The sequence below is a fragment of the Paraburkholderia sp. BR13444 genome, assembly GCF_040948755.1.
Classification (GTDB): Bacteria; Pseudomonadota; Gammaproteobacteria; order Burkholderiales; family Burkholderiaceae; genus Paraburkholderia; species Paraburkholderia youngii.
In genome coordinates, this window is sequence record NZ_JBFPKM010000001.1 from 182704 (window position 1) to 209260 (window position 26557).

At 64.0% G+C, this 26557-nt stretch carries 23 protein-coding genes and 1 pseudogene; 11 read left to right on the plus strand and 13 right to left on the minus strand.

From position 1 onward, the window contains the following. Positions 1–42: 42 nt before the first annotated feature. From hutI to hutG, 3 genes are read left to right on the plus strand one after another with little or no spacing between them, the layout of a single operon-like run. A complete protein-coding gene (gene hutI, locus AB3X95_RS00815) occupies positions 43–1272 on the plus strand; it encodes an imidazolonepropionase (protein WP_368620440.1) in 1230 nt (409 codons plus the stop codon). A 20-nt stretch (positions 1273–1292) separates the two neighbouring features. After that, positions 1293–2678 carry a formimidoylglutamate deiminase gene (locus tag AB3X95_RS00820; RefSeq protein ID WP_368620441.1) on the plus strand — a complete coding sequence of 462 codons (1386 nt, stop codon included), beginning with the start codon at positions 1293–1295 and terminating at the stop codon, positions 2676–2678. Positions 2679–2728: 50 nt separating this feature from the next. After that, on the plus strand, positions 2729–3541 hold the full coding sequence (gene hutG / locus AB3X95_RS00825) for an N-formylglutamate deformylase (protein WP_176120098.1): 813 nt from the start codon (positions 2729–2731) through the stop codon (positions 3539–3541). Positions 3542–3788: 247 nt separating this feature from the next. Here hutG and AB3X95_RS00830 read toward each other — a convergent pair whose 3' ends face one another. Beyond that, entirely contained in the window at positions 3789–3923 is a 135-nt protein-coding gene (locus AB3X95_RS00830; RefSeq protein ID WP_013089067.1) for a hypothetical protein, read from the minus strand. A gap of 342 nt (positions 3924–4265) precedes the next feature. Here AB3X95_RS00830 and AB3X95_RS00835 point away from each other — a divergent pair, with 342 nt between their 5' ends. Both AB3X95_RS00835 and AB3X95_RS00840 read left to right on the plus strand, forming a co-directional pair. After that, positions 4266–4928: a hypothetical protein gene (locus AB3X95_RS00835; protein WP_176108979.1), complete on the plus strand. Its 663-nt coding sequence runs from the start codon at positions 4266–4268 to the stop codon at positions 4926–4928. An 83-nt stretch (positions 4929–5011) separates the two neighbouring features. Then, positions 5012–6970, plus strand: coding sequence for a DUF3857 domain-containing transglutaminase family protein (locus tag AB3X95_RS00840; protein WP_368620442.1), 1959 nt, complete (start codon positions 5012–5014; stop codon positions 6968–6970). 58 nt (positions 6971–7028) lie between these two features. Here AB3X95_RS00840 and AB3X95_RS00845 read toward each other — a convergent pair whose 3' ends face one another. The 5 genes from AB3X95_RS00845 to glgC form a co-directional block, all read right to left on the minus strand. Further along, positions 7029–8180 carry a branched-chain amino acid ABC transporter substrate-binding protein gene (locus AB3X95_RS00845; protein ID WP_368620443.1) on the minus strand — a complete coding sequence of 384 codons (1152 nt, stop codon included), beginning with the start codon at positions 8178–8180 and terminating at the stop codon, positions 7029–7031. Positions 8181–8607: 427 nt separating this feature from the next. Continuing rightward, a complete protein-coding gene (locus AB3X95_RS00850) occupies positions 8608–9069 on the minus strand; it encodes a hypothetical protein (RefSeq protein ID WP_176108976.1) in 462 nt (153 codons plus the stop codon). A gap of 157 nt (positions 9070–9226) precedes the next feature. Continuing rightward, positions 9227–10093 carry a pyridoxal kinase PdxY gene (pdxY, locus tag AB3X95_RS00855; RefSeq protein ID WP_176108975.1) on the minus strand — a complete coding sequence of 289 codons (867 nt, stop codon included), beginning with the start codon at positions 10091–10093 and terminating at the stop codon, positions 9227–9229. A gap of 265 nt (positions 10094–10358) precedes the next feature. After that, positions 10359–11819: a glycogen synthase GlgA gene (gene glgA, locus AB3X95_RS00860; RefSeq protein ID WP_176120095.1), complete on the minus strand. Its 1461-nt coding sequence runs from the start codon at positions 11817–11819 to the stop codon at positions 10359–10361. A 137-nt stretch (positions 11820–11956) separates the two neighbouring features. Further along, complete coding sequence (glgC, locus tag AB3X95_RS00865) at positions 11957–13222, minus strand: glucose-1-phosphate adenylyltransferase (RefSeq protein WP_176108973.1); 1266 nt, start codon at positions 13220–13222, stop codon at positions 11957–11959. Between the two features lie 472 nt (positions 13223–13694). On the opposite strand from glgC, the gene AB3X95_RS00870 reads away from it, so the two are divergent. After that, positions 13695–14801: an alpha/beta fold hydrolase gene (locus AB3X95_RS00870; protein WP_368620761.1), complete on the plus strand. Its 1107-nt coding sequence runs from the start codon at positions 13695–13697 to the stop codon at positions 14799–14801. 467 nt (positions 14802–15268) lie between these two features. On the opposite strand, the gene AB3X95_RS00875 is transcribed toward AB3X95_RS00870, so the two are convergent. The 4 genes from AB3X95_RS00875 to AB3X95_RS00890 all read right to left on the minus strand — a co-directional run bounded on the left by AB3X95_RS00875 (position 15269) and on the right by AB3X95_RS00890 (position 21233). Further along, positions 15269–16804, minus strand: coding sequence for a sialidase family protein (locus AB3X95_RS00875; protein WP_368620444.1), 1536 nt, complete (start codon positions 16802–16804; stop codon positions 15269–15271). Between the two features lie 124 nt (positions 16805–16928). Further along, positions 16929–19253 (minus strand): sialidase family protein, encoded by a 2325-nt coding sequence (locus AB3X95_RS00880; protein WP_368620445.1) that lies wholly within the window; start codon positions 19251–19253, stop codon positions 16929–16931. A gap of 413 nt (positions 19254–19666) precedes the next feature. Further along, positions 19667–20041: a BON domain-containing protein gene (locus AB3X95_RS00885; protein WP_368620762.1), complete on the minus strand. Its 375-nt coding sequence runs from the start codon at positions 20039–20041 to the stop codon at positions 19667–19669. Positions 20042–20369: 328 nt separating this feature from the next. Then, positions 20370–21233 carry a class I SAM-dependent methyltransferase gene (locus AB3X95_RS00890; protein WP_176365722.1) on the minus strand — a complete coding sequence of 288 codons (864 nt, stop codon included), beginning with the start codon at positions 21231–21233 and terminating at the stop codon, positions 20370–20372. Between the two features lie 158 nt (positions 21234–21391). Between AB3X95_RS00890 and AB3X95_RS00895 the strand changes: the two genes are divergently transcribed. Beyond that, positions 21392–21634 (plus strand): DUF736 family protein, encoded by a 243-nt coding sequence (locus AB3X95_RS00895; protein WP_368620446.1) that lies wholly within the window; start codon positions 21392–21394, stop codon positions 21632–21634. On the opposite strand, the gene AB3X95_RS00900 is transcribed toward AB3X95_RS00895, so the two are convergent. After that, positions 21529–22422: an NAD(P)/FAD-dependent oxidoreductase gene (locus tag AB3X95_RS00900; RefSeq protein ID WP_368620763.1), complete on the minus strand. Its 894-nt coding sequence runs from the start codon at positions 22420–22422 to the stop codon at positions 21529–21531. The two genes, AB3X95_RS00895 and AB3X95_RS00900, sit on opposite strands and share 106 nt — an antisense overlap. A 284-nt stretch (positions 22423–22706) precedes the next feature. Here AB3X95_RS00900 and AB3X95_RS00905 point away from each other — a divergent pair, with 284 nt between their 5' ends. After that, the gene (locus AB3X95_RS00905; RefSeq protein WP_176120090.1) at positions 22707–23339 is read left to right on the plus strand and encodes a TetR/AcrR family transcriptional regulator; all 633 of its coding nucleotides are present in this window, start codon (positions 22707–22709) and stop codon (positions 23337–23339) included. Then, a pseudogene (locus tag AB3X95_RS00910) lies at positions 23333–23447 on the plus strand (IS5/IS1182 family transposase); the annotation flags it as partial. The gene AB3X95_RS00905 and the pseudogene AB3X95_RS00910, both read left to right, overlap by 7 nt. Positions 23448–23725: 278 nt before the next feature. On the opposite strand, the gene AB3X95_RS00915 reads toward AB3X95_RS00910, so the two are convergent. Continuing rightward, a complete protein-coding gene (locus AB3X95_RS00915; protein WP_013089077.1) occupies positions 23726–23872 on the minus strand; it encodes a hypothetical protein in 147 nt (48 codons plus the stop codon). Between the two features lie 386 nt (positions 23873–24258). Between AB3X95_RS00915 and AB3X95_RS00920 the strand changes: the two genes are divergently transcribed. Next, positions 24259–24498, plus strand: coding sequence for a GDCCVxC domain-containing (seleno)protein (locus tag AB3X95_RS00920; RefSeq protein WP_368620447.1), 240 nt, complete (start codon positions 24259–24261; stop codon positions 24496–24498). Positions 24499–24546: 48 nt separating this feature from the next. On the opposite strand, the gene AB3X95_RS00925 is transcribed toward AB3X95_RS00920, so the two are convergent. After that, complete coding sequence (locus AB3X95_RS00925) at positions 24547–25479, minus strand: DMT family transporter (RefSeq protein ID WP_368620448.1); 933 nt, start codon at positions 25477–25479, stop codon at positions 24547–24549. A 130-nt stretch (positions 25480–25609) separates the two neighbouring features. Here AB3X95_RS00925 and AB3X95_RS00930 point away from each other — a divergent pair, with 130 nt between their 5' ends. After that, complete coding sequence (locus tag AB3X95_RS00930) at positions 25610–26527, plus strand: LysR family transcriptional regulator (RefSeq protein ID WP_368620764.1); 918 nt, start codon at positions 25610–25612, stop codon at positions 26525–26527. Positions 26528–26557 lie beyond the last annotated feature (30 nt).

A 26557-nucleotide genomic window follows, 5' to 3' on the forward strand; every position in this document is an offset into this window, starting at 1 on the left:
CAACCCATCCACAGACACGCAACGAGCGGCAAAGAGCACGCGATGAAGCAAACCGTCTGGCATCACCTGAATTTGTGCCCGCAGGGCGATCCTCGCCACACGCTCGCCGATGCCGCGATCGCCGTCGAAGACGGCCGCATCGCGTGGCTCGGCGGGTTCGCCGAGTTACCCGCGCAATACGCCGGATGGCCGCGCGAAGATCTGCGCGGCGCGTGGGTGACGCCGGGCCTGATCGATTGTCATACGCACCTCGTGTATGGCGGCCAGCGCGCCGACGAATTCGCACAGCGCCTCGCGGGCGTCAGCTACGAAGAAATCGCGCGACAGGGCGGCGGGATCGTGTCGACGGTGCGCGCGACGCGCGCGGCGGACGAAGCGTCGCTGTGCACGCAAGCGGCGGCGCGGCTCGAACCGCTGCTCGCCGAAGGCGTGACGGCGATCGAAATCAAATCGGGCTACGGTCTCGATCTCGCGAGCGAGCGCAAGATGCTGCGCGTCGCGAGACAACTCGGCGAGCGCTATCCGGTCACGGTCTATACGACGTTTCTCGGCGCGCACGCGCTGCCGCCCGAATTCGCGGGCCGCGCCGACGCGTATATCGGCGAAGTCTGCAACACGATGCTGCCCGCGCTCGCGGACGAAGGCCTCGTCGATGCGGTTGACGTGTTTTGCGAGCGCATCGGTTTTTCGCTGGAGCAAAGCGAGCGTGTGTTCAACGCAGCCGCGCGCTACAAGCTGCCGGTCAAGATGCACGCCGAGCAGTTGTCGAACGGCGGCGGCACCGCGCTCGCGGCGCGGCATCGCGCGCTGTCGGCGGACCACCTGGAGTTTCTCGACGAAGCCGGCGTCGCCGCGATGAAGGAAGCGGGCACCGTCGCGGTGCTGCTGCCGGGCGCGTACTACTTCATCCGCGAGACGCAGTTGCCGCCGCTCGAACTGCTGCGGCGCTACGAGGTGCCGATCGCGATTTCGACCGACAGCAACCCGGGCACGTCGCCGGCAACTTCGTTGCTGCTGATGATGAACATGGCGAGCACGCTGTTTCGCATGACCGTGCCCGAGGTGCTGCAGGGCGTTACCACGCACGCGGCGCGCGCGCTCGGCAAAGCCGGGGAGCACGGTGCGCTGCAGGTCGGTCGCGCGGCCGACTTCGCGGTGTGGTCGGTCGATTCGCTGGCCGAGCTCGCTTACTGGATTGGCCGGCCGTTGTGCGCGCGCGTCGTGCGCGCGGGCGAAACCGTTTATACGCGGCGCGGGTCGAGTGTGACCTGAACCGAATCAGAACCTGAGAGATGACCCAATCCAATCAATCGCTGTTCGCCGCCGACGCGTATCTGCCCGAGGGCTGGCGCCGCAACGTGCTGCTCGAATGGGACGCGCGCGGCACGCTGAGCGCCGTCACGCCGGATCGACCCGAAGCGCCGGCCGGTGTGCCGAAAGCGGCCGGTCCGCTGATGCCTGGCATGCCCAACCTTCACTCGCACGCGTTTCAGCGCGCGATGGCGGGGCTCACCGAATATCGCGCAAACGCGACCGATAACTTCTGGTCGTGGCGCGACCTGATGTATCGCTTCGCCGCGCGCATCACGCCGGAAGGCCTCGCGAGCGTCGCGCAGTGGCTCTACATCGAAATGCTGAAGGCGGGCTATACGTCGGTGTGCGAGTTCCACTACGTGCATCATGCGCAGGACGGCCAGCGCTACGCGAATCAGGCCGAGCTTGCTGAGCGCGTGGTCGATGCGGCGGCGGCGAGCGGCATCGGCATGACGATGCTGCCGGTGCTGTATCAGTACAGCGGCTTCGGCGCGCGCGCGCCGCGCGAGGATCAACGGCGCTTCATCAATACGCCGGAGAGCCTGCTCGATCTGCTCGGCACGCTGCGCGCCGCGCGCCCCGAACATGCGGCACTGCGTTACGGTGTGGCGCCGCATTCGCTGCGCGCGGTATCGGAAGCATCGTTGCGCGCGCTGCTTGGCGGCATCGATGCGAGCGCGCCCGTGCATATCCATATCGCCGAGCAAACCGCCGAGGTGGACGCGTGCATCGAAACCGAAGGCGCGCGGCCGGTGCAATGGCTGCTCGATCGTTTCGAGGTGGATAGCCGCTGGTGTCTCGTGCACGCGACCCATGTCGATCCGCATGAAACGCTCGCGCTCGCGAAAAGCGGCGCGGTCGCGGGTCTGTGTCTGACCACCGAGGCCAATCTCGGCGACGGCATTTTCCCCGCGCACGACTATCTGGACGCGCACGGCCGCATCGGCGTCGGCTCGGATAGCCATATCGGCGTCGACTGGCGCGCCGAATTGCGTCTGCTCGAATACGGCCAGCGTCTGACGCGCCGGCAGCGCAACGTGCTGGCGTCGGCGCAGGCTCCGCATGTCGCGGACCGCCTGTATGGGGCCGCGCTCGACGGCGGCGCGCGCGCGACCGGCCGCGCGGTCGGCGCGTTGCAGCCCGGCCATCGCGCGGACTGGCTCGTGCTCGACTCCTCTCATTCGAGCATCGCCGAGCACGAGCGAGAAGCGTGGCTGTCGGGCGTTGTATTCTGCGAGCACGGCGATACGCCGATCCGCGACGTCTATGCGGGCGGCATCAAGGTCGTCGACGATCGCCGGCATCGCGACGAAGAGCGCGCATATGCGCGCTATCGCGCGGCGCTCGCGGAACTGCTCAAATAACGGTGATGAGCGCCGAACCGATTCTCCGATCCCACTGATTCCGGACTGACATGACTGCTTCGAACCTCACGCCGGTTTTCTCGCTGCATCAGGGAAGCCTGCCGCTGCTGATCTCGATCCCGCATCTGGGCACGCAAATCCCCGCCGACATCGCCGCGACGATGACGCCGGTCGCGCAACGCACCGACGATTGCGACTGGCATCTCGATCGCCTGTACGCGTTCGCGAAGGTTCTCGGCGCGTCGTTCCTGACGCCGACCTACGCGCGCTACGTGATCGACCTGAACCGTCCGCCCGACGGCGCGAACCTGTACCCGGGGCAGGACACCACGGGTCTCTTGCCGGTCGATACGTTCGACAAGGAACCGCTCTATCGCGACGGCCATCTGCCCGACGACGCCGAAGTCGCGCGCCGGCGCGATGCGTACTGGAAGCCGTATCACGACGCGCTCACCGGCGAAATCGCGGCGCTGAAGGCGAAGCACGGCAAGGTGCTGCTGTGGGAAGCGCATTCGATCCGCTCGCGCGTGCCGCGATTTTTCGACGGACGTCTGCCGGACTTCAACTTCGGCACGTCGAACGGTGCGAGCGCGGCGCCGGGACTAGGCGACGAACTGGCCGCGCTGGTCGAGCGCCACGGCGGCTATACGGCGGTCGCGAATGGCCGCTTCAAGGGCGGCTATATCACGCGCCAATATGGTCAGCCCGAGCAGGGCGTGCATGCGGTGCAACTCGAACTGTCGCAGATCACGTACATGGAAGAGCGCTTGCCTTATGCATACGATGAAGACCTCGCCGCGAAGGTCGCGCCGTTGCTCGAAGCGCTGGTGACGACGGCTCTCGCTCGCGTGAAAGCAGCCTGACGCCGAGGTGACCTGACGGGTGCCGTGAAGACGGCGGCGGCGTGCATCGGTTAGCGGATCGCGAAGGTGTAACAGCATGTGTCCGTGATTGCATATCGGCGCGATCATATGGAATGGTTTGGGCGTCGAGCGCGCACTGCGTATCGTGCGCCGGCTGTTTCACGACGCGGCGCGCCATGAAAAAAAGCCCCGCGAAAGCGGGGCTTTTTATGTGCCACCGCGTCCGTTGGACACGGTTTCACCGCCATTAGTGGCAGCGCTTTTCCCAATGATGATGAACCTTCACCTTATGGCACTCGTGGTGATGTTCATAAGCTTGAGCGGGAGCGATCGCGCTCAGGGTGGCGACGGCTGCGGCGATGGCGAGAACGATTTTCTTCATTACAAAACCCTTAAGTCAATGTTGTGGAGCGACCCATGCAGCACGACCCGTGCCGCATCGGCGTGTAAGCATGCCACATCGAGCGCCCGCGAATAGGAACGGTGCGCAAAGACGTGTGTCAATGCAACAGGCGATGTGTTGTAAGCCCTGTTTTAGCGCGCTTTGCGCTGAATTGGCCGGTGCGTACCATGTCATGCGTGTACCTTCGGCATCTGGGCCCCACCGCACGCAGGGCGGCATAGCTGCATTGCACGCGACACCGCGAGACGACTACCCTTTCAAAACGATGACGTGCGCGACGCGGTCATCGATTCATCAGGCGAAAAGATGGAAGACCCAGCGATGGAAGATTCCGACGAATTGCTGCTGCCAGTCTGGCGCGCGAACCTGGTGTTGCTGACCAGCGAGGTTGGCGCCGCGACCCGGCTCGCGCGCATGATGACGTTTTCCGCGAGCTATCTGAAGCTGATGCTGTCCGGCCAGCGCGAATTCAGCGAGGAATTCGTGCGCGGCGTCGAGGCGGTTACCGGTTTGCCGGGCGGCTGGATGAACGTGCCGCACAGCGGTCACGAGATTCCGCCGAATGCGCGCGAGGCGATCGACAACGAGCAGCCGCTCGCGCGCTTTCGCGGCACCGCGCATCCGGTGCGCAAGAAGACGGTGCTGCGGCCCGAGCCGATTTTCGGGCAACCGGGGCCCGCGCGTCGCGTCGAGGAAGAAACGCTCGATGTCGAAGCGCACCGCCGGCATGTGCATTTTCGCAAGGTACGCGATGTCGCGACGCAGGAAGTGCGGCGCTTCGAGCGGCATCTGCTGCATGCGCCGGTCGAACTCGCGTCGATGCGTGCGAAGGTCGAGGACGTGATGGCCGCGGCCGAACTCGACGACCGCATTCAGGCCGATCTCGAGGGCCGGCTCGAACAGATCGACAAGCACCGGCACATGCTGCTGCGGCACGTGGAAAAACTGCAGGCGCTGCTGAGCCAGCTCGACGACGGCGAGTGATCGCGACTGACGGCGGCCCCGGTCCGAAACGCGCGGGCCGGCGATGTGCTACAACGACGACACGAATCTTGCCGAGGTGGATCTTGGGGAACATCGTCGTCAGGTTGGCGCACGCGTCGCTCGCGCGAAGCGTGCGCGCCGCGGCGCTGCTTGCGGCGCTGACTGCGGCGCTGACTGCGGCGAGCGGCATCGCCTTCCCCCTTCGCGCGAGCGCCGCCGAAATCGCTACCTCCCCCAACGAACGCGCCCCTGCGACGATCGAGCGCGACGTCCATTTGTTCGTGATCCAGAAAGACGGCTCCATCGAGGAACACGACGACACGGTGATGCGCGCGGACACGGCCAGCGGTGTCGACGCAATCGCGCAACGCTACGTGTGGTTCAACAAGGACATCGAGCAGGTGCAACTGCTGGCCGCCGAAACGATCGATCCCGACGGCACCGCGCATGCCGTCGGTCCCGAGGCGATCCGCGACGTGCAGGAGCCGCGTTCGTCCGGTGCGCCGAGCTTCGAGGACGGAGTGTTGCGCACCGTGATCTTCCCCGGCGTCACGAGCGGCTCGCGCGTGCATCTGGCGTTTCGCAAGACCCGCGCGAAGCCGCTGCAGGCGGGCACTTTCGGTTATCTGGTCGAGCCGTCGCTCGAACCCGTCGACGAGCAGCGTCTGATCTTCGATCTGCCCGCCGACGTGCCGCTCTACGCGGACGCGCGCGGCTACGTCGCGGTGCCGCCCGTCACCGCGAACGGCCGCACCCGCTATGAGTTCGACTATCGGCACGGCCCGTATCCGCGCGTCGAAGCGGGCGCGGTCGGCTATGCGAACTGGGGCGACCGGCTGATGGTGTCGACGGTGCCGGACTTCGCGAGCTTCGCCGCGCGCTATCGCGGTCCCGCCGATAACGACGCGACCCGCGACGATCCCGCGATCGTCAGTCTTGCGCAGCAACTGACGGCCGGCCTCGGCGATCCGCGCGACAAAGCCCGCGTCTTATACGACTGGATGCGTCTGAACATCCGCTACGTCGCGCTTTTCCTCGGCGAGACGGCGGCGATTCCGCACAAGGCGGCCGATATCCTGCGCAACCGCTATGGCGACTGCAAGGACCACGTCGCGCTATACGGTGCGTTGCTCGCGGCGGTCGGCATTCGCAGCGAGCCGGTGCTGCTGAATCTCGGCCCGTACTACACGTTGCCCGAGGTGCCGGGCTACGGCGCGAGCGCGATCAATCACGCGATCATCTGGATTCCCGAGTTGGCGCAATTCGCGGACACGACGGCGGGCGGCACCGCGTTCGGCTATCTGCCTGGCGGCGTGATGGACCGGCCGGTGCTGCTCGTCGACGCCGGCGTGCTCGCGCGCACGCCCGCCACTCAACGGCACGAACGCAACGCGCGCGTGCAGATCGACATCGATGAAAACGGCACCGCGCATTACGCGTACCGCGTCGAAGACCGGGGCTATCCCGCGGAGATCGAACGCAACACGTTCCGACGCGCGACGCGCGAGGGCGCGCAGCAGATTGCCGCGAGCCGTCTGCTGAAAACGGGCTTGCATGGCACCGCGCAGTTGCAGACCGACGACGTCGCCGTGACCGGCGGACCGTTCGCGACGTCGATGCAGGGCAGCGTGCCGCATCTGATCTGGCCAGACGGCACAACCGCCGTGCCGGCGCTGACGAGTCTCGCCGGCGGCATGAACTCACAGGTCGAGGCGTGGCTCGCGGAACCCGTCAGAACGCAGCCGTGGGCATGCATCGGCGGGGAGTTCGATGAAACGCTGGAACTGAGTTTGCCGCGCTTCGTGCGCGTGACGGACCTGCCGACCGACAGCACGGTCGAGGACCCGTTGCTCTCATTTGCGTCGCGCTACGTGTTCGATCCGGCGACGCGCACGTTGCAGGTCAACCGGCATCTGCGCGCCGCGTTCGGCCACCAGATGTGTACGGCTGACGAGTTCGCGGCGATTCGCGACGACCTCGTGCGCATCGAGCGCGATCTGGATGCCGAGGTGGTCGTCAGGGCGGCGGCCGCGAGGCAGTAGCGCGCCCCGCGCCGACCGTAAGCCGGGCAGGGCCGCTACGATTCGCTGGACGGCGAACTCAGGTGCCGCTCTTCGTGACGACCGGCACCCAGGCGCCGTTCTTCACCTGATACAGCGTCGAGGCGCCGCTCTTCAACGCGCCGGTGTTGTCGAACGAGATCTTGCCGGTCACGCCGTCGTAGTCGATCGACTTGAGCACCGGGCGGTACATGTTCGGCGAGTCGGATTTGGCCTGCTGCATCGCCTTGATCGCGACCCATGCGCCGTCATAACCGAACGGCGCATACGACAGCACATCCGCGCCGAAGCGCTTCTTGAACTTCGCGTTGAAGTCCTTGCCACCCGGCAGTTGCGCGAGCGGGCGGCCGTATTCCCAGGCCATCGCTCCGTCGGACGCATCGCCCGCGAGCTTGATGAAGTCTTCGTCCATCACGCCGCCGCCGCCGACCAGTTGCGCGTTCAGGCCGAGCTGCTTCATGCGCCGCGCGAAGCCCGCCGCCTGGCTGTCGAGGCCGGCGAAGAACACGAGGTCCGCATTGGCGCCCTTGAACTTGGTGATCTGCGTGCTGAAATCGACCGCGTGGTTGTCGGTGTAGTCGCGCGCGACGATCGTGCCGCCGTGCGCCTTCACGGCCTTCTCGAACTCGTCGGCTTCGCCCTGGCCGAACGCGGTGCGATCGTCGATGATCGCGATGCGCTTGGCCTTCGTTACCTCGACCGCATAAATGCCTGCGTTGCCGGCGTTCTGCGCATCGGTCGAAATCACCATGAAGGTGTTCGCGAAGCCGCGGCCCGTGATGATCGGATTCGTCGCGGCGGGATCGAGCACCGGAATGCCGGCCTGCTCGTAGACCTGCGAGGCCGGGATCGTCGTGCCCGAGTTGAAGTGACCGACCACCACCGCGACGCCCGAGTCGACCAGCTTCTGCGCGGCCTGCACGCCGACGCGCGGGTCGGCCTGGTCGTCCTGCGAGACGATCTCGAAGTGCGCGACCTTGTCGCCGATCTTGATCTTCTGTGCGTTGGCCTCGTCGATCGCGAGCCGCACACCGTTTTCCAGATCCTTGCCGTAGCCGGCGTTGGCGCCCGTCAGCGGTGCGGCAAAACCGATCTTGACCGGCAGGTCGTCGGCGAAACTGGCAGCAGGCGCGACGGCAAACATCGCACCCACGAGCATGGCCAGCGGTTTCAGCGTGTTGCGAAGACTCATGGTCTCTCCTTGCATCGACGGTTGTTATGAAAGCGGTGCGACAAAAGCGGTACGACACGTGAGGCCGAGGCAAGCCCTCGCGCATCGCAAGGCTACGAAGGATCGGTCGCCGCTCACAATGCTGGAATACACGCAGTGGCGTTGCGCTTCGCAGCGTGTTCGCGGGTCAATCTGGGGCGAATATAGAAAGCCAAATTGCCGTCGTCTTGGCAATTCGTGGCGTTTTGGATGAGCATTTCGGCATAGCGGGCCGTGTGCGCATCACGTCCACAAGGAGCGTGCGTGAGGCATCCAGGCTGGCTTGCCGCGAGAAGTTCCGCTGCGGCTGCGGATTGCGGCATACGCTTAAGAAACCGGCGCGAGCGCGCCGGCCGGTGTTGCGGTGTTGCGGAGTTAGCGTTGGGGCGGAGAGATTCGAGCCTTTCGCCTAGCGCTCGCCTTGCTGACGCAGCAATTCCTCACGCAGACGCAGAAGCGGCGCCTTCGTGTCTTCGTCGGCCCACGTGTCGAGATCGTCGATTGCGCGCTGGCAGCCGTCGAGCACCACGTCCAGATCGACCGGCACGCCGTTGTTCAGTGCGAATTCGATCGTTTCGGCGAATTGCTGGCACTCGTCCTCGCCGTACGAGATGTCGAGATTGTCGGCGATGATTTCGGCGATGTTGCTGCGTGCCTTGTCGTCGGCCGTCACCATCTCGACAATGCCGCGCGCGACGGCAGGCGAGTAGTAGAGCGCGATATCGAGCCATTGCGCGGGATCGAAGTCGGGCTGGTCGAACTGGTTCTCGAAGTACTCGATCGCTTCCTGTTCGTGCGCTTCGTCCGCGTCGACGCTGATGCACAACTGCTCAAAAAATTCTTCCCGCTCGCTGCGGATATGACCGTCCATCGAATGCCTCGTCTGCTGAATGCCGAATGCTGAAAAATCCCGTGGAATGCGGGCGCAAGCCCCGTTCCACGCGGCACGCATTATAGGACGGCTGCTGGCGCAACGTTGGTGGCGGCGTCCAGCAACGGGTGACTCGCGTCAGTGACTTGAGCTCGACCTAAGCCGTCTCCGCAACCCATGCATCGAACCACTCGCGCGGCTGGGCGATTTCATTTTGCATCGCCACGAGTTCGAGTTCATAGCGCCCGGCCTGCCAGGTCGCCTTGACCACCGCGTTGACCGCGGCGAGCGTGTGCTCGAAGGCCGAGCGGATCGAATCGCCGAGCAGCGTGCGCGCGACGAAGACCGCGCTCGTCAGATCGCCGACGCCGACCGGCTGGCGCGCGAACGGATAGAGCGGGCGCTGTCCCATCCACGCTTCGCGTTCGGTGACGACGAGCATGTTGAAGCGGTCGGCGGGACTGTTGCGATCGAGCAGATGCTTGACGAGCACGAGCTTCGGCCCGCGCGCGAGCACCTCGCGGCACGCGGTGACGGCTTCCTCGAGCGTCTCGATCTCGCGGCCGACGAGGCGCTGCAATTCGATGTGATTCGGCGCGATCCCGTCGGCGACCTGCGGCATTTCGTTGACGAGGAATTCCTGGATGCCGGGATCGACCTTGTAGCCGCCCATGGCGCCCATCACCGGATCGCAAAAGTACCAGGCGCGGGGATTGGCCGCCTTCACGGCCTTGACGATGTCGATCACCGCCTGCGCCTGTTCCGTCGTGCCGAGATAGCCGGAGAGCACCGCGTCGCAGCGCGGCAGCATGCCGATCGCGCCGATGCTGTCGACGAGATCTTCCATCTTCGATGCGTCGATCGCGCTGCCGCTCCAGTGCCCGTATTGCGTGTGATTCGATAGCTGCACCGTATTGAGCGGCCACACGTTGACGCCGAGCCGGCACATCGGAAACACGGCCGCGCTGTTGCCGGCGTGACCGAACACGACATGGGACTGGATGCTCAGAACGTTTTTCGTCATGGTAAGGCTCGCGCAACCGGTCATGCGCGATCAACAAAGCGGGAAGGGAGTCTCGCGCGGGTGGGCCGATGGCCCCGGCGCCGCGCGGCAGTCATGCTTGATACAGATGGTGCAGGAAAAACGCACAAAATGCATAGCCGGCAAGTCAGCAAACGATACAGGAGTTTGACAGCCGCGAGTTGATCCGTCCCCGTGCTGTTGCGCCGAACCATCAAACGCGCCTGAACATTAACGAAATCTGACAGTTTCCCGCGTGGCCGATGCTTCAGACGAGTTCGCGATACAAAGCCAGATAGCGGTCGGCCGAGGCGCCCCAGCCGAAGTCCTGGCGCATTGCGCGCCGCTGCGCGGCTTTCCATTCGGTGCGGCGTCCGTACAGCGCAAATGCACGGCGGATCGCTGCGGCGAGTCCGGCCGGATCGAAGCGGTCGAACACGAAGCCGGTGGCGAGATCGTCGGCGAGGTTTTCGAGTGATGCGTCGGCGACCGTATCGGCGAGACCGCCGACGCTGTGCACGAGCGGCAGCGACCCGTAGGCGAGCGCATAGAGTTGCGTGAGCCCGCACGGCTCGAAGCGTGACGGCACCGCGACCACGTCGCTGCCGGCGATGATTGTATGCGCGAGCGCTTCATCGAAACCGAGTTCGACCGCGACCGATTCGGGATGCGCCTGCGCGACCATCTTCAGGCCATTCTCGAGCGCCGGATCGCCGGTGCCGAATACGACCAGTTGGCCTCCGCGCTTGACGATCTCGGGCACCGCGCCGAGCAGCAGATCGAGGCCTTTCTGTTCGGTCAGCCGGCTCACCACGCCGAACAGCAGCGCGTCGCTTCGTTGCGCGAGGCCGAAGCGCTTTTGCAGCGCTTCCTTGCAGGCGAGCTTGCCGGCCAGCCGCGACGAGCTGAAGCGCGTTGCGAGCAGCGTATCGCTGGCGGGATTCCACACCGTGTAGTCGACGCCGTTCAGAATCCCGCTCAGATCGTGCGCGCGATGGCGCAGCAGCGCATCGAGCCCACCGCCGTGCGCGAGCGTCTGGATTTCGCGCGCATAGTTCGGGCTGACGGTCGTGATGCGGTCGGCGTAATAGAGCCCCGCCTTCAGGAACGACAGCTGTCCGTAGAATTCGACGCCGTGCATATTGAAGAAATCGTGCGGCAGGCCGAGCAGGCCGAACTGATGCGCGGGAAAGATCCCCTGGTACGCGAGGTTGTGGATCGTGAACACGCTGTGCGCCGGCGCGCGGCCGTGCTCGCGTTCGGCGGCTTTCAGGTAGGCGGGCGCGAGTCCAGCGTGCCAATCGTGCGCGTGGACGATCTGCGGCGACCACGTCGGGTCCATTTGCTGCGCGAGTTGCGCGGCGACCCAGCCGAGCAGCGCGAAACGCTGCGCGTTGTCGCCGTACGGCACGTGTTCGTCGTTCAGATACGGGTTGCCGGGGCGGTCGTACAGCGACGGGGCCCGGATCACGTAGACCGCGAGCCCGTTGGTGGGCAGCGTGCCGCGTTCGAGCGTCACGTTCGGCGCGCCGAAGCGGTTGCCCAGTTGCGCGACCGGTTGAAGATCGTGCAAGCCGGCGAGTACCGCCGGAAAGCCGGGCAGCAGCACGCGCACGTCGGCGCCGCGCTCGATCAGCGCGGACGGCAGCGCGCCCGCGACGTCGGCGAGACCGCCCGTTTTGAGAAGGGGATACAGCTCGCTTGCGACGTGCAGGGCGCGAATCGTCATTGGCCGGGTCTCTGTCGGGTTGGCAGGGTTGCTCGGGTTGGTAAAAGGTCAGCGGTGTTGCGGGTGAAGCCGGATGAAGCGAGGAAAGGCATGGCCGGCGGCGCCGTGGCCGCCGGTGCATGCATGCGGCGGGCGCGCTACTTAGGATGCTTGCGCAGCGCTTCCTGCGTGACCAGCACGACGCCATCGTCGGTGCGATAGAAGCGCTCGGCGTCGCGCGCCGGGTCTTCGCCGATCACGGTGCCTTCCGGAATCGTGCAGCCGCGGTCGATCACCACCTTCTGCAGGCGGCAACTCGCGCCGACCGTGACCTGCGGCAGCAAGACTGCCTCATTGATATTACAGAACGAACTCACTTTCACGTTCGACGACAGCACCGAGCGCGAAATCTGCGAGCCCGAGATCACGCAGCCGCCGCAGACGAGCAGGTTGTTGCCCGAACCCTGCAGCCCCTTCATGTCGCGTACGAACTTCGCGGGCGGCAACTGCTCCTGGTAGGTCCAGATCGGCCACGACTCGTCGTACAGGTCGAGGGTCGGGATCGTCGAGGCGAGGTCGAGGTTCGCGGCCCAGTACGCGTCGATCGTGCCGACGTCGCGCCAGTACGGCTCGACGCTCGGGTCCGACGACACGCACGACATGCTGAACGGATGCGCGATCGCCACGCCCTGGGTGACCACGCGCGGCAGGATGTCCTTGCCGAAGTCGTGGTCGGTATCGATCGCGGCGATGTTCTCCTCGAGCTGCGTGTACAGGTAGTCGGCGTTGAACACGTAGATGCCCATGCTCGCGAGCGCCGTGTCGGGACGGCCGGGTATCGCGGGCGGGTCGGCCGGTTTTTCGACGAAGCCGGTCACGCGGCGGTTTTCGTCGACCGCCATCACGCCGAACGCGACCGCATCCATGCGCGGCACCTCGATGCAGCCGACCGTGCAGTCGGCGCCGCTGTCCGCGTGATCGGCGATCATGCGCGTGTAGTCCATCTTGTAGATGTGGTCGCCCGCGAGCACGACCACATACTTCGGACGGATCGAGCGGATGATGTCGAGGTTCTGGAACACCGCGTCGGCGGTGCCGCGATACCAGTGCGCGCCTTCGACGCGCTGCTGCGCGGGCCACAGATCGATGAACTCGCCCATCTCGCCGCGCAGGAAGCTCCAGCCGCGCTGCAGATGCCGCAGCAGCGAATGCGCCTTGTACTGCGTGACCACCGCGATGCGGCGGATGCCGGAATTCAGGCAATTGGAAAGCGCAAAGTCGATGATCCGGTATTTGCCGCCGAAGTGGACCGCCGGTTTCACACGCTTGTTCGTCAGCGGCCCGAGCCGGGTGCCGCGTCCGCCGGCGAGGACGATCGCTAGAGTAGTGCGCTGTAAGTCGTTCAGCCGTGCCGGAGTATTCATATTTGTCTCCTGTCGATCGGCGCGAGCCCTTCAGCACTCACGCCGACCTCATGCAAGATGGTTGCCTGATTGGTATACCCCCGGGAATGATCTGGCCGCGTCCTCTCCGCTGATGATTTGGGCTGCCTGGCAGTCGTACCGCATTGCCGTTCTTTGCTGCCTGTTTTTCGCGAGTCCGTCTGTCAGTTCTAGCACCGATTGGACTCGAGTGAATAAATGTTTATTGCGGGGGCCGCGTGGCCGACCATCCTGTAACGATCGCCTGTTATGGCGCATTTTTCGGTGCGGCGCAGCACATTGGCCACGAGGTCGTGTCCGGACGATGCTCGAGCGTGTCGGGCGCAATATGCATGCCACGGCGGTGCTGCCGCGCGCCGTGTCCGCGCTGCGCGACTGGCGCCAGAGTTCGGCGGTGCATCGTAGAATCGTGCGCTTCACGCCTCGTGCATCCCTATCGCGTTTTTTCCAGACCATGCCGATGAATCTTCGCCATTCATTCCTGCGTGCCCTGTCGAGTGTCTGCGCCTGTGCCGTGCTGGGCGCGGCGTCTGTTGCCGTGGCCGCCACGCCGGCGAGCGAGGCGAGCCCGGGCGCCGCGAGCGCCGCGGCCGCGTCTTCACTCGACGATTCCGGCCCGGCCTACGGTCCGGAACTGCGGGGCTTCAGCTATCCGGCGCCGGTCGAGCGCTTCGAATTCACGTCGCAGGGGGTGCCTTTGCAGATGGCCTACATGGACGTGAAGCCCGCGCATGCGAACGGCCGCACCGTGGTGTTGCTGCACGGCAAGAATTTTTGTTCTGCGACATGGGATACGACGATTCGCCGGCTAAGTGACGCCGGCTATCGCGTGATCGCACCGGATCAGATCGGTTTTTGCAAATCGAGCAAGCCCGAGCATTACCAGTACAGCTTCCAGCAGCTCGCGCGCAATACGCATGCGCTGCTCGAGTCGCTCGGCATCAGCGACGTGACAGTGGTCGGCCATTCGACGGGCGGCATGCTCGCGGTTCGCTATGCGCTGATGTATCCGCGTGAAACGCAGCAGCTGGTGCTGGTGAACCCGATTGGACTCGAGGACTGGAAGGCGAAGGGCGTGCCGTCGCTATCGGTCGACCAGTGGTACGAGCGTGAGTTGAAGACCAGCGCCGACGGTATTCGCCGCTACGAACAGGCGACTTATTACGCGGGGCAATGGCGCGCGGACTATGAGCCGTGGGTGCAGATGCTCGCGGGCATGTATCGCGGGCCGGGTAAGCAGATCGTCGCGTGGAATTCCGCGCTGCTGGATGACATGATTTACACGCAGCCGGTTTTTTATGAGCTGGGGCAGCTCAGCATGCCGACGTTGCTGTTGATCGGTCAGAAGGACACTACTGCGATCGGCAAGGATGCGGCGCCGCCCGAGGTGCGGGCGAAGCTCGGCCATTATCCTGAACTGGGCCGCGCGGCCGCGAAGGCGATTCCGCACGCGACGCTCGTGGAGTTTGCAGAGCTTGGGCACGCGCCGCAGATGCAAGATCCGGACGCGTTTCATAAGGCGCTGCTCGATGGACTCGCGGCGGTACAGACCGATCGTTGAGCGTCCAACCGGCTTGCTGTCCCGCTACCGTACTCCTGCGTCCTACACCGCCAGGCGAAACTTCCTGGCAGCTACTTTATGGTTTCTCGCGGATTTCCAGGGAGGACGCTCGCGGACAGGCTGTAGTCGGCCACGAACCGCCGTTTGCATGTGTCGGTGACTGGACATCCGAGCGTCGGCTCCGCCCGGTAAACCGGCCATCCGATAGTCGACGATGAACGGTAGTTCACCAGTGCCGTGCTCGCGTTCGCGGCTGGAAACTCCCCGTCAGATCGCCCAACGCCACCGACACAACCCGATCCTCCGCCGGCGCCGGTGATACTGTGGAACGCGCCCGCTACTCACGCCAATGACAGATGCGCACGTCTATCCGAGATAGTCTTGCATCGCGCCAAAGTGCGCACGCACCCGCGCCCGCCACCACAGAATGAGTCGGCGCGTTGTTGAACTCTCGCGACGCTGCTCATCTATCCTTTGCCTTCAAGACGCTTTACTTCCTGTTGAGCTACGTGCGCCACCATGGCCATGGCTGCTCTCTGAATGGCGATGCCTCCGGGGCCGGAGACAAGCGTGGCGATCCGCTGAATCGCCACGCCCAGCAGAATATCCAGTTCGGGCCCCCAGGGCGGAATATGAACGATATGCCCGCCCACGATCTCGTCCCCACCGCCGTCCTGAATGATGCCGGCCAGAATCTGGGCGACCTGCCCGTACACGCCCGGCGGAATCGAAATCCGCGCATTGGCCCGCACAGTGTCGGTCCAGAGTTCCTGAATACCGGTGCGCGTATCCGTCCACAGCGGATAGAACCCCCGAGTGCTGGCGTCCAGTCCAAAATAATCGCCGATAAATGTGACGTTGGAATCCCCATGTGACCACGGCGCGTTGATGGCCGGGTCCCACGGCTGGTCAGTCACGGTAGCCCGATTGAATGAAGCCCCACCATCAACGGACTGGGCCATGATCACATCGATGAGCGGCGCGGACGGTTTGGGTCCAAACTCATAGAACGCACACCCGATCACGCCACCGGGATCGATGACGATCTGTGGGTGAAAGTGCTGCAAGCCGGCGCCTACCGGTCCTGCCAGCAAGGGCTTTCCGGACAGGCCAGTGGGCCAACTGGCCCCGCCGTCGGACGAAACTGCGCAGTAGATGCGAGACACACCTTCGCGGAAGTCGGCCCATGCCACGGCCACCGTGTTCCCGAACACGCTGGCGGACGGAATCGTCAGCACGCGAAAGGTTCCGCCGGGAAACACCGGCCACCCATGTGGCGCCGGCAATCCGGCATCGAGCGTGGAAACACCCGTGGCAGGCGAGGTGGCGGGCGAAAAGCTGTCGCCCCCGTCCGTCGAGACGATCATCTTGATCTCGCTTCCCGCGATCCAGACGATATAGATGTCGCCGTTAGCGGCGACGTCGATCTCCGGCGAAAACGAATCGTTGACGAGCACCGTGCCCGCCGGCGTGGCTCCCGCGCCTGCACCGACCCAGCTTGCTCCATGATCCGTGGTGCGTGCAAAACGCATGTCGGATCCGTCGTCCCATACCGCATAGACGCGGCCATGAAACGGACTCGCCGGATTCGCGTCGCCCGCCGCCCACTGCTTGTCGTCGCCCGTGCTGTTGTGGATCGGCGTCGGCGCACTCCAGGTCTGCCCGCCATCCGTCGACTTGTAGATGACGATGCCAACCGTATCGAAGGTCGGCGGATTGTTGCCCGACAGACCAACCAGATAAACGTTGCCCACGTCGTCCCATGCGAGGGCGGGGTCGGTGAGAAGCGTAAAACCGGAGAGCGTCAAGTCCGCGGAATCATGCCAGGAGAGGCCGCCATCCGTGGAGTATTCGGTCGCCAGAATAAAGTCGTAGTTGTGAATGTCCCTGAACTTCTTGGATCCCGCCACGATCTGTTTCGGGTTGTTGGGATTGACGACGATACTGCTTTCACTTCTCGCGTTGTTCAAGTTTGAATCGTGCGTGACCTGGATATTCGACATGATCCCCTCTATCGGTGAGAGTCCGCCGCGAATCCTCCCTTCATGGTTCTGCCGACGAAGACGTGACCAGCACCATGAAGAGGGGTGAAGACGACAGGTTCAGTCATGCGTGGTGTCATCGCCCTTATCGCCCTTTCTTGCGCGCCTTGGCATCACGTTTCTTCGGTTCCTTGTCCGCTTGCCCGGCATGAGCGCGAACCAGTTCCAGGATGGCGCTGCCGGTCATGACATGGCTGTCGTTGCGCTGGAATAAGGTCACTTTGGCGGGCGCGTCGAGATCGAAGTTTTCTGGCATCCTGACCGACAGCTTCAGGCGCAGCATCTGCCCCGGCTCGATCGCAAAACCGACTCCAGCCACCCGGTGGGTCAGATTCCAATGCTTGCCGGCAAGCTTGGCGCCATGCAGGTGGGTCTTGTCAAGTACAGCCGGTTTCTCTCCCTTCCTGGGCGGAAGCAGTTCGAGAATCATCGGCACGCCGTCGAGCCGGCCGTCCTTGTGGACGATAACCTCGACGAGCCTTGCATGACTGTACGGACTACCTACGATGAAGGGCAACTCGATCAGGCTCTCGGCCTTGGCGAAGACATGGGCATATGAGAGGTTGCGCTGACAGACGTTGTTGTCGCCCCAGAAGTAGCTGCCGTAATCGCAGGTACCGGGCGCGACCAGCACCGGCGCCCCATTGAGCCCGCCTGCGGAGTCATTGTTGTTGCCACGCGCCTCGGCCAACAGGCAGGGGTGCCACGTGCCCTCCTGAGGAATTTGCACGGCCGGCCAGCGAATGGGACCGAAGATGCGCGTAGCGCCCACCGTCAGATTCTGCGGTGCGCTCTCACCCAAATACAGATGCCTCTGCTGGACCGCCACCGTCTGCCAGTCGCCCGGATACCAATCCTGCGGATAACGAAACTCCAGCCCGGGCAGCGCATCGAGCGCGGGATAATTGCCCACGGTAACCGCGAGCGTGACGTTCTCCGCGGGATTGGGCCCCAGGTTGGTGATCTTGCCGTAGATGAAATGATCCGTCACACCGTCGCGCAACAGATCCTGATCGACCCAGACCGTACTGCCGTCCTGCTGCCGCCGAACGATCAGGTCCGGGGCCTCCCAATGATTGCCGGGTGACGGGACCGTTCCAGTGTCGCTCGAGGAGTCCCGGATGTAGACGTTCGCGGGACGGACCGCGACTCGTGCCGTGAACATTTCCTGGGTTCCGGTGCGTGTATCCATCCAGAACGGGAAGAAGCCAAGCGGACTCGCTGCCAGACCGAAGTAATCACCGATGAAGGTGATGCTGGGATCGCCGTGTGCCCAAACGGCATCGACTGTCGGGTCCCATGGCATCTCCGTCACCGTCACCCGGTCCACGAAACTCGCCGCGTTGTCGGCGGACACGGTCAGGACCACGTCGATCAGCGGAGTCGTGCCGCCGCCCTTCGGCCCGAACAGATAGAAATCGCAGCCCACGTCTCCGGCTGGCGTGCAGGCGAGTTGCGGCTGGAACTCGTGCTGATCCGGCGCGGAAACCGCGCCGCCGCTCAGCAACGGCATGCCGGAGCCGGTGCCGGCCTGCCAGGTGGCGCCACTATTGTTGGATCGCGCATAGTAGATGCGTGCGACGTTCTGTCGATAGTCGGCCCAGGCAACCACCAGGTCGGTCGCATTGGCGCCGACACAGGCCGTCGCGACCGTGGGCGTCCGGAACGTCCCACCGGGTAGCTGGCCGGGCAACCCCGTGATTCCGCTCGCGACGGTGGCCGGGTTCGAGAACGAATCCCCGCCATCGGTGGATCGGACAAACTGAATGTCGTTGCCAGCGATGAAGAAGATGTAGACGCTGCTGTCCGCGGCCACCACGACCTGAGGTCCGAAGGAGTCGGGGGCGAGCGAGGTTCCGACCGGGTTCGCACCGGTGCCGCGCCAACTCGCGCCGTAGTCGATCGTGCGCCCGAACAGCATGCCACCCGGACCGTCCCAGGCGGCGTAGACGCGGCCGTGATAGGGGCTTGCGGGATTCGTATCGCCTGCGGCCGACTGCTTGTCATCGCCCTGCGCGGAGTGAATGAGGTTCGGCGGCGACCAGGTCAAACCACCGTCCGTCGACTTGTAGACCGCAATGGCCATCGGCTCCGGGCCCTGAAACGGCAGAGCAACGAGATACGCGCCGCCGACGTCGTCGAAGGCGACCGTCGGATCCGACACGCCGTCCCAACCCGCGAGCAGCCCGAGGGGCGCAGCCTCCTGCCACGATCGGCCCGCGTCGAAGGTCGAATACGCGGCGAGTGAGAACGCATAGGTGTGGGGGTCGGTGAATCGTTTGGACGACCCGACCATGTTGTACGGATTGGTCGGATTGACTTCTAGCGTCGATTCGCTTCGGTCATTGCTGGGGCTGGCATCGCAGGTGACGCGGATGTTGTATCGTGGTCCAAGAATGAGCGGGAGCATGGTTCCTCCGGGGTAGTGCCATTGACAGTAGCCTCTCTGTTCTCTTATCCACCTCGGGAAATAGCTTTGCGTCCGTGGTCGGCACTCGGAGACGGATTGAACTACGAATCCTCGTTGTTGTTAGCTCGAAGACGAACTGTCCCGGCTAGATTCGCAGTTGCTCTGCTCAAATATTTCGATGACCCGGGCGACCCTGATAGGGAAGCGGTGTTCGGTAGGCATCACGCATCGTGCGGGCGCACGTCTCGCGCTGGCGCGCCCATTCCCGACGCGGTCGTCTGCTTACGAGAAAGTCCAATGGCTGAAACGATTCGATAACGCCTGCTCGAAGTGCCCGGAAACGGCCATTCACAATAGGTCGAACTCGCTGAGGTACGAAGGACCGCAATGGCTTCATTTTCTCGAATCGCTGGCTAACGGCTGTTCCGCAAGGTCAACTGATTCGTCACCGATCTGACTCCGCGCACCGATCTTGCCGTGTTGCCGGCGAGCGCGATCTGCCTGTGCTCAGGCACCCATCCCGTCAGCGTCACGACGCCGAGGCGCGCCCTGACCCGAATCCCTGAAGCATCCAGGCTCGGTGTCCGCCTAAGGGCGCTGCGGACGTCACGACTCACGGCGCTATCCGGCCTGTTCTGAAGCCGCGACGTCGAGTCCTCCACCCGCTGCGCTGTCGCGCCAGCACCCATGTTCTCACCCGTGTGCGCGCCAGCGTGGATCGAGCCACAACTTATGGGGACCATAACCAGGATCGCGCAGATTTTTACGCTCGCACCACTCACATTCATGCTCCCTTTCAGCAAAAGACGATCGACCCACAAGTCCGGACTTCGTTTAGGTTCGTCGTTATCGGTGAATGACTCAAGAGGCTATGCCTTCTGCATGGAGCTAGGCGCGCGAGGGGATCCGACGTGGCAGGCCATGGGACTCAGTTCGGCCACAAACCACCGGTCACATGCGCCGCCGGCAGGCCGCTCAGGCGTCGGCTCGACTTCACAACCGGCCATCTGATTGTCACAAGGCGCGCGCTCGTTCATCGGCCAGAAGGGACATCAATCTGAGCGGCCAACGACGCCCAGCTCTACCGAGCGGAGGCGTCTCCCCTGTTGATCCCTGTCAGCGTGCCGGATTGCGTGCCATGACGATCCACGCCGCGCCGTCGATCATCACCGACCGCTCGCCGGGGAGGCCCGCGAAGGCGGCACGAACCGCGGCCGAGGCGCGGGCGCGGATGTCATCAGGCTGATCAGCGAGCGCGCGCGACAGCGGGCCGACCTCGAGCGTCATCTTCACCGCGTCGTCGATCGCAGCGTCCCGCGTCCCGCCCTCGCCGAACGGGACGGAAGCATCGAAGGGCGCGATAGCGATATCGGTGAAGCCGGCCGCCGTCAGGATGCGTGCCACGCGCCCCCGGTCGCCGAACGAAAATGGACCGGGCGCTTCGGGAGCGGGCGGCGCGCTCGGCGGGAGGATGCCCTTGATCGCGCCCATCGGCAGGCGCACCCAATCGTTCTCGGCCGCGCCGCGCCAGCAGACAAAAGCGACCCGCCCGCCAGGCCGCAGCGCGCGTCGCATATGGGCGAACGCCGCTGTCGGATCGTCGAAGAACATCACCCCGAAACGCGAGAACAGGATGTCGAACGCGCCCTCGGGCAGTTCTGCGCTGCTGGCGTCGGCCACCTGGAACAGGACCGGCGTATCCTGTGGCGCAAGCGCGCGGGCCCGGCCGATCAGCGGTGCGGATATGTCCACGCCCAGCACTTGGCCCCCCCGGCCGACGCGGGCGGCCAGTGCCAGAGTCGACGCGCCCGCGCCGCAGCCGACGTCCAGCACACGCTCGCCCTTCATGGGCGCGGCGGCTTCGACCGCGGCCTCGCCGAACACCGACACCATAGCGTCGAGCCGGGCCTGGTTGGCGACCCAGCGCTCCCCGCTTTGACCATTCCAGTCGGCCACCTGATAGGCATTTTGCTGTGCCATGTCATCTCCTTGTTCCGATTCGTTCTTAACTGGCTACCCTTTGTTCGAGGCAAGGGGGAGCCGAACCGATGCCAACGTGCGTATCGTCTCGAACATACCCGCCTCCGCCTGCGATAAGGCGCAAGACCTGCGTGTGATCGTCTCAGGCGTCGAGATCGGTGCCGCCTGGCACCGGACCTCGAAAGACGACCGCTCCTGCCATTCCCGTCAAACTCGACGATCCGTCCTTCACCGCGCCGATCTGCGCCAACCTGTTCGAAGGCGACGACGCAACGGGAGAAGGGAATCTATGCTCTCAAACCAGCATCGACTGCTGGGCGAAGATACCCGCCATCGCGCCCTGCGATGATGCCTGGGTGACCGAGGGCAAGAGAGGCGTGGCGAGGTCGCCGGCGGCGTAGATGCCGGACAAACTGGTTTGGCGGCGCTCGTCGACCTTTAAGGCGATGCCGACGGGCGTATCCACCGTGGCGAGGCCCACTGATTCATGCAGGCTTGCGGACGGCCTGTTGCGCGGATGGGCGAACAGGACGTCGACCGCGACATTGCGGCCGGGATCGAGATTGACGGTGGCGATATGGCCCATGTGATGGGCGATCTCGACAATCCGGCCATCGACGACAGGTATGTTGCGGCGTGCCAGATCGGCCTGGATATCGGGCGCAATGTCATGACCATCGGCGAAGACAGTCAACTTATCGGTCCAATCATGGAACAGCCTGACAGATTGGTGCGACTGCGGGCCGGACCAAACGAGGCCCCAATGCCGGCCGGCGACTTCAAAGCCGTCGCAATAGGGGCAGGGCACGATGGACGTGCCCCAGCTTTCGGCAAAGCCCGGAACATCGGGCATCTGGTCGGTCACGCCATAGCTCAGGATCAGGCGGCGCGCCCTTAGGCTGTCGTTATCGTCAGTGACGACGCAGAAATCGTCGATGGCGCCAGACACGCTCTCGGCCCGGGCATTCACGAGCCTGATCGTTGGATAGCGCGTCAGCTGCTGCCGCGCCTCGGCCAGGATGTCCAGCGGCGGCTTGTGATCGTGGCCGAGCAAGCCATGCGAGTGGCCTGCAAAGCGGTTGCGCGGACGGCCGGTATCGAGAACCGTGACCTTGCGGCGGGCACGACCGAGCTGCAGGGCGGCGGCGAGGCCAGCAAAGCTGCCGCCGATGATGATGACGTCATCCATGGTGACGGGCTCCGGATTAGGGATGGAGGGGCGCTGGGCGTGGTGTGCAATATCGCCCAGCGATACGCGCTCAAGACGGGCGGCGAGCAGGGCTTTGGCATCGACGAGAAAGTTGCCCATCACTGGGTTGACCGGCCGGACAATGCCGCATTCGATATCGCCGGGCGGCCTTGGGAAACCTGATTTGCACAACCGGTTGAAACTTGCCCTTTGGCTTGCACATTTAAGATACTGCGTGGTATCGTAGTGCAAGAATTTGAATACTGTCAAGTACTGGAATTTTCGTGACCCAAAACAGCCAGGGCCGGCGCGGCCGGCCCGCCAACGAGGCGCTTCGCCAAACGATAGTCGACGCCGCCTGCGAACTCTTTGTGGAATTGGGTTTTCAAGCGACGACCATGGACAAGGTTGCCCAGCGGGCGAAGATATCCAAGCTAAGCATCTATCGGCACTTCGAGAACAAAGAGGCGCTGTTCAGCGCGGCCATGGCGGCCCACTGCCATCAGTTTGCCCCACAGGCCCTTTCTGAAGGCGTCGACGGTTCGGCCGAAGATCAGCTCATGGCGGTGGGATCATCCCTGCTTCGCACGCTGTTGAGCCCGGACGTCCGCAGTGTCGAAGCCATGGTCCTGGCCGACAAGACGAATCAAAAGTCGTTAAGCAAGCTCCATTACGAAGCCGGGCCCGCCTATGTCATCGCCCAAATCGAGGCCCTGTTGCGTCAGTTGCACGCGAAGGCGATTCTGAACGTGCCCGATCCTCTCCGGTCCGCCCGCTTGTTTGCCGCGCTTTTCAAAGGATCCGATCTCCTGCTCATCGCACGCTTCGATGAGGCGAGAGCAGAGGACGACAACGAAATCGAATCCTATTGCCGGTCGGCCGTCGCCATGTTCATCGCCGCGCACGGTGGCATCTAAAGGTGCGCTATCGCGGCTTGATGAAGAACACAGCAATCGCATACGCTGTTCGCCCTGAGCAACCGATGGATGATGCGTGGACGACTGATGCGCGAGGCCGCTGCATGAGCGCAAGGCCTGCCCGCGGGCAGGCAACCGGCGCCTTCCTTATGCCGAACGTCGCGCTGCATTCGAGCCAGGTGCCGCACCGCTTCCACCGCATCGCCTTGACGACCTCCCAAAAAGGAAACAGCCCGATCAGCGTAAGCCGATCGGGCTGTTCCGGTCAGGCTGACCGCCCTGATCGAGGGTACGTCAGCACACGCTCATAACGCCGCGGCCACGGGAGCCGCGATATCACTTCCGTATCGAAGTTCACGCGACGCTGACGGCCGCGCGAGCGCGCATCAATAGCCGCCGCTGCTGGTGGCGCCGCTGCTGCTGCCCGACGAGCCCATGTCGCCGCCCGTGGACTGGCACGCGGCCAACGACAACGATGCGACTCCTAGCGCGATGATTACGGATACGGCCGATAACAGTCTTGATACTTTCATGTAGAACTCTCCTGCACGGCCAACGCGACTGACTTGCCGCGCGGCCACGCGTTGAGCCGGGGAGTCGCGGATCGCTAGCGGCAAGTCCCGCGACGCCGGCGGCGGTTACAAAAAGGACAGGCAAACCTTCTGCAAAACGGGCAAGCAACCGCTGTGCGCGGCCGACGATTCCGTTTCGCGGTTCCACGGCTACGCGCTCGTTCACGCGACGCCTAATCTACGAACGCCAACGGCTCGCCTTTATTCCACCGCAATGGATTATTTGTGACACGTATCGCGTCGGGATGCTTGCCTTCAATGCGGCACGGACCTTGCGCAAGCCCCCCGCGACAGTTTGCCGGCGCTAACATTGACAGGTGCAAGGAATATCGATGTAGACGCGATCAATGCAAACCTCACCGATCCCGGAGTCCGCGTTGACCTGTCCGCACTGCGGGTGCGTCACAGTCGTGACGATGCCAACCGACGCCTGCGTCTACTTCTATGAATGCCCGCGGCGCAAAGCCTTGCTTTCTCCGAAGTCCGGCGACTGCTGCGTCTTCTGTTCGTATGGCTCGGTCAAGTGCCCGTCCGTGCAACAGGCCGGTGTGTGCTGTGCGAAATCTGTCACTCGAGCCGGGCCATGAGCCGAGGCGAGCGCAGGCATCGAAACAAGGCTTGGCCTGAATAATCGGCTAACCCTCGATCGAAGTGGCGGGACGCATGTCGAGCCTCGCGTTGGCGTCCCTTTTGAATGGCACCGCCGCCAGCACCGATGCAAGTACCATCAGACCTCCGCCAAACCATGCCGAGGCCGAAAGATGCTCGCCCAGCCATACGTAGGCGAATAGCGCGCCGAACGCGGGCTCGCTGCCCATCAGCAAAGCGACGCGCGTCGGGTTGCTGCGCTTGACGGCAAAATTCTGTGCGAAAAATGCGAACAACGTACAGGCGAGCACGAGGTAAGCAATGCTCGCCCAGAAGTCACTGTGCCCATTGAGCGACGGCAGCGCCTGCCAATGCTGTGACGGCAACACGAACGCCACCAGCACACTGCCCAGTGCAACGACGCCTGCCTGGACCGCCGTTACCGACAGCGGGGCAAGATTCGATTCGCGCATCACGCGCTTGGTCACGCACACCATCAGCGCGCGCAGCAACGCCGCAAGAAGGATCAGCGCATCGCCTGCGGTCGGAATGATCGCGCCACCGCTGACGAACGCGGCGCCCGTCAGCGACAAAGCCACGGCAATCCATTCGCCACTCGACGGCTTTCGTCGCAGCAACACCCATTCGACCAGCGGCGTCAGCGCGACACACAGACTAATAAGGAACGCCGCATTCGACGCGCGTGTGTGCGCGATCCCGAACGTCTCGGCCAGGAAGATGCTGAGCAGGATTGCGCTGGAACCGAGCGCGCCCAGCAAGGCGGACGCTTTAACGTGTCGAAGCGAGCGCAACGCAGGCGACAACACGACGAACGTTAGTCCGAAGCGCAACGCCAGCAGACCGAGCACCGGATAGATCGTGAGCGCGCCTTTAACGACCCCATAACTCGTGCCCCACACCATCGCGACCGCAAGCAGCATCAGGTCGGATATCCATAACGCGCTCTTTTGCTTCGACATGACGGGACCTTGTGTTTTCACTCGTATGGTCCGAATTGTCGGGTATTGCGCCGAAAACTATAATCCACGGCGGCGGAACATCTTTTATGTTTGAAATGCACAAATGTCCAAAGCACGTCCGAGGATCGCGATGAATCCGAATGAGCTTTTTGCGTTGCTACCCGACATGGCGATGTTTGCGAGGGTGGTCGACGCCGGCAACTTCTCCATCGCCGCGCGGCAACTGGGCAGTACACCGTCGACTGTCAGTCGGCAGATCAAACGCCTCGAGGATGCGTTGGGCACACGCCTGCTCGAGCGCTCGACCCGTAGCATCCGGTTGACGGATTCGGGCGCGCAGATTTACCGGTACTGCCGGGATATGGTCGGCGCGGCCTCGGGCGCCGTGGACGTCGCTGGACAAGGGGCGGGTGATCCGCGAGGCAAGGTCAGCATCAGTGCGCCGATTTCATATGCGAGATCTGTCATCCATCCGCTTGTTCCGGAGTTTCTGCGCATGTGGCCCGACGTGGATGTCCATCTGGTCTTCGCCGACCACGACGTCGATCCGCTACGTGACGATGTCGATCTGGTGATCCGGCTCACGCGTTCGCCTCCGCCTAGTCTTGCTGCCCGGCGACTCGGCGCGGTCAAATGGGTTCTGTGCGCGTCGCCTGCTTATCTGGCGGAGCGGGGGACGCCGGCCGAGCCGCGCGACCTGGCGCGGCACGCATGCATGTATCTAGGAGAGACGGTCGACGACAATCGATGGCATTTCCGCCGCGACTCTGAGACACGGTCGGTCGAAGTGAAGGGGCGCTACGTCGCCAATGATACGAGTGCGCGATTGGATGCGGCGCTGCATGGCCTGGGCATTGCGAGCTTGCCTGATTTTGTCGCTGCGCAGGCGATTTCCGCGGGTGACATCGTCCAGGTGCTGAGCGACTGGGTGTTCGAGGCACGTCCCTATATGGGCCCGGTTTGGCTGCTTTATCCGCCGAATCGATTTTTGCCGTCTCGAGCACGTGCGTTGATCGATTACCTGGTGAGTCATCTCCACGACAGGTGACTAGTGCTTTTCACGCACGCGCTGGCCACA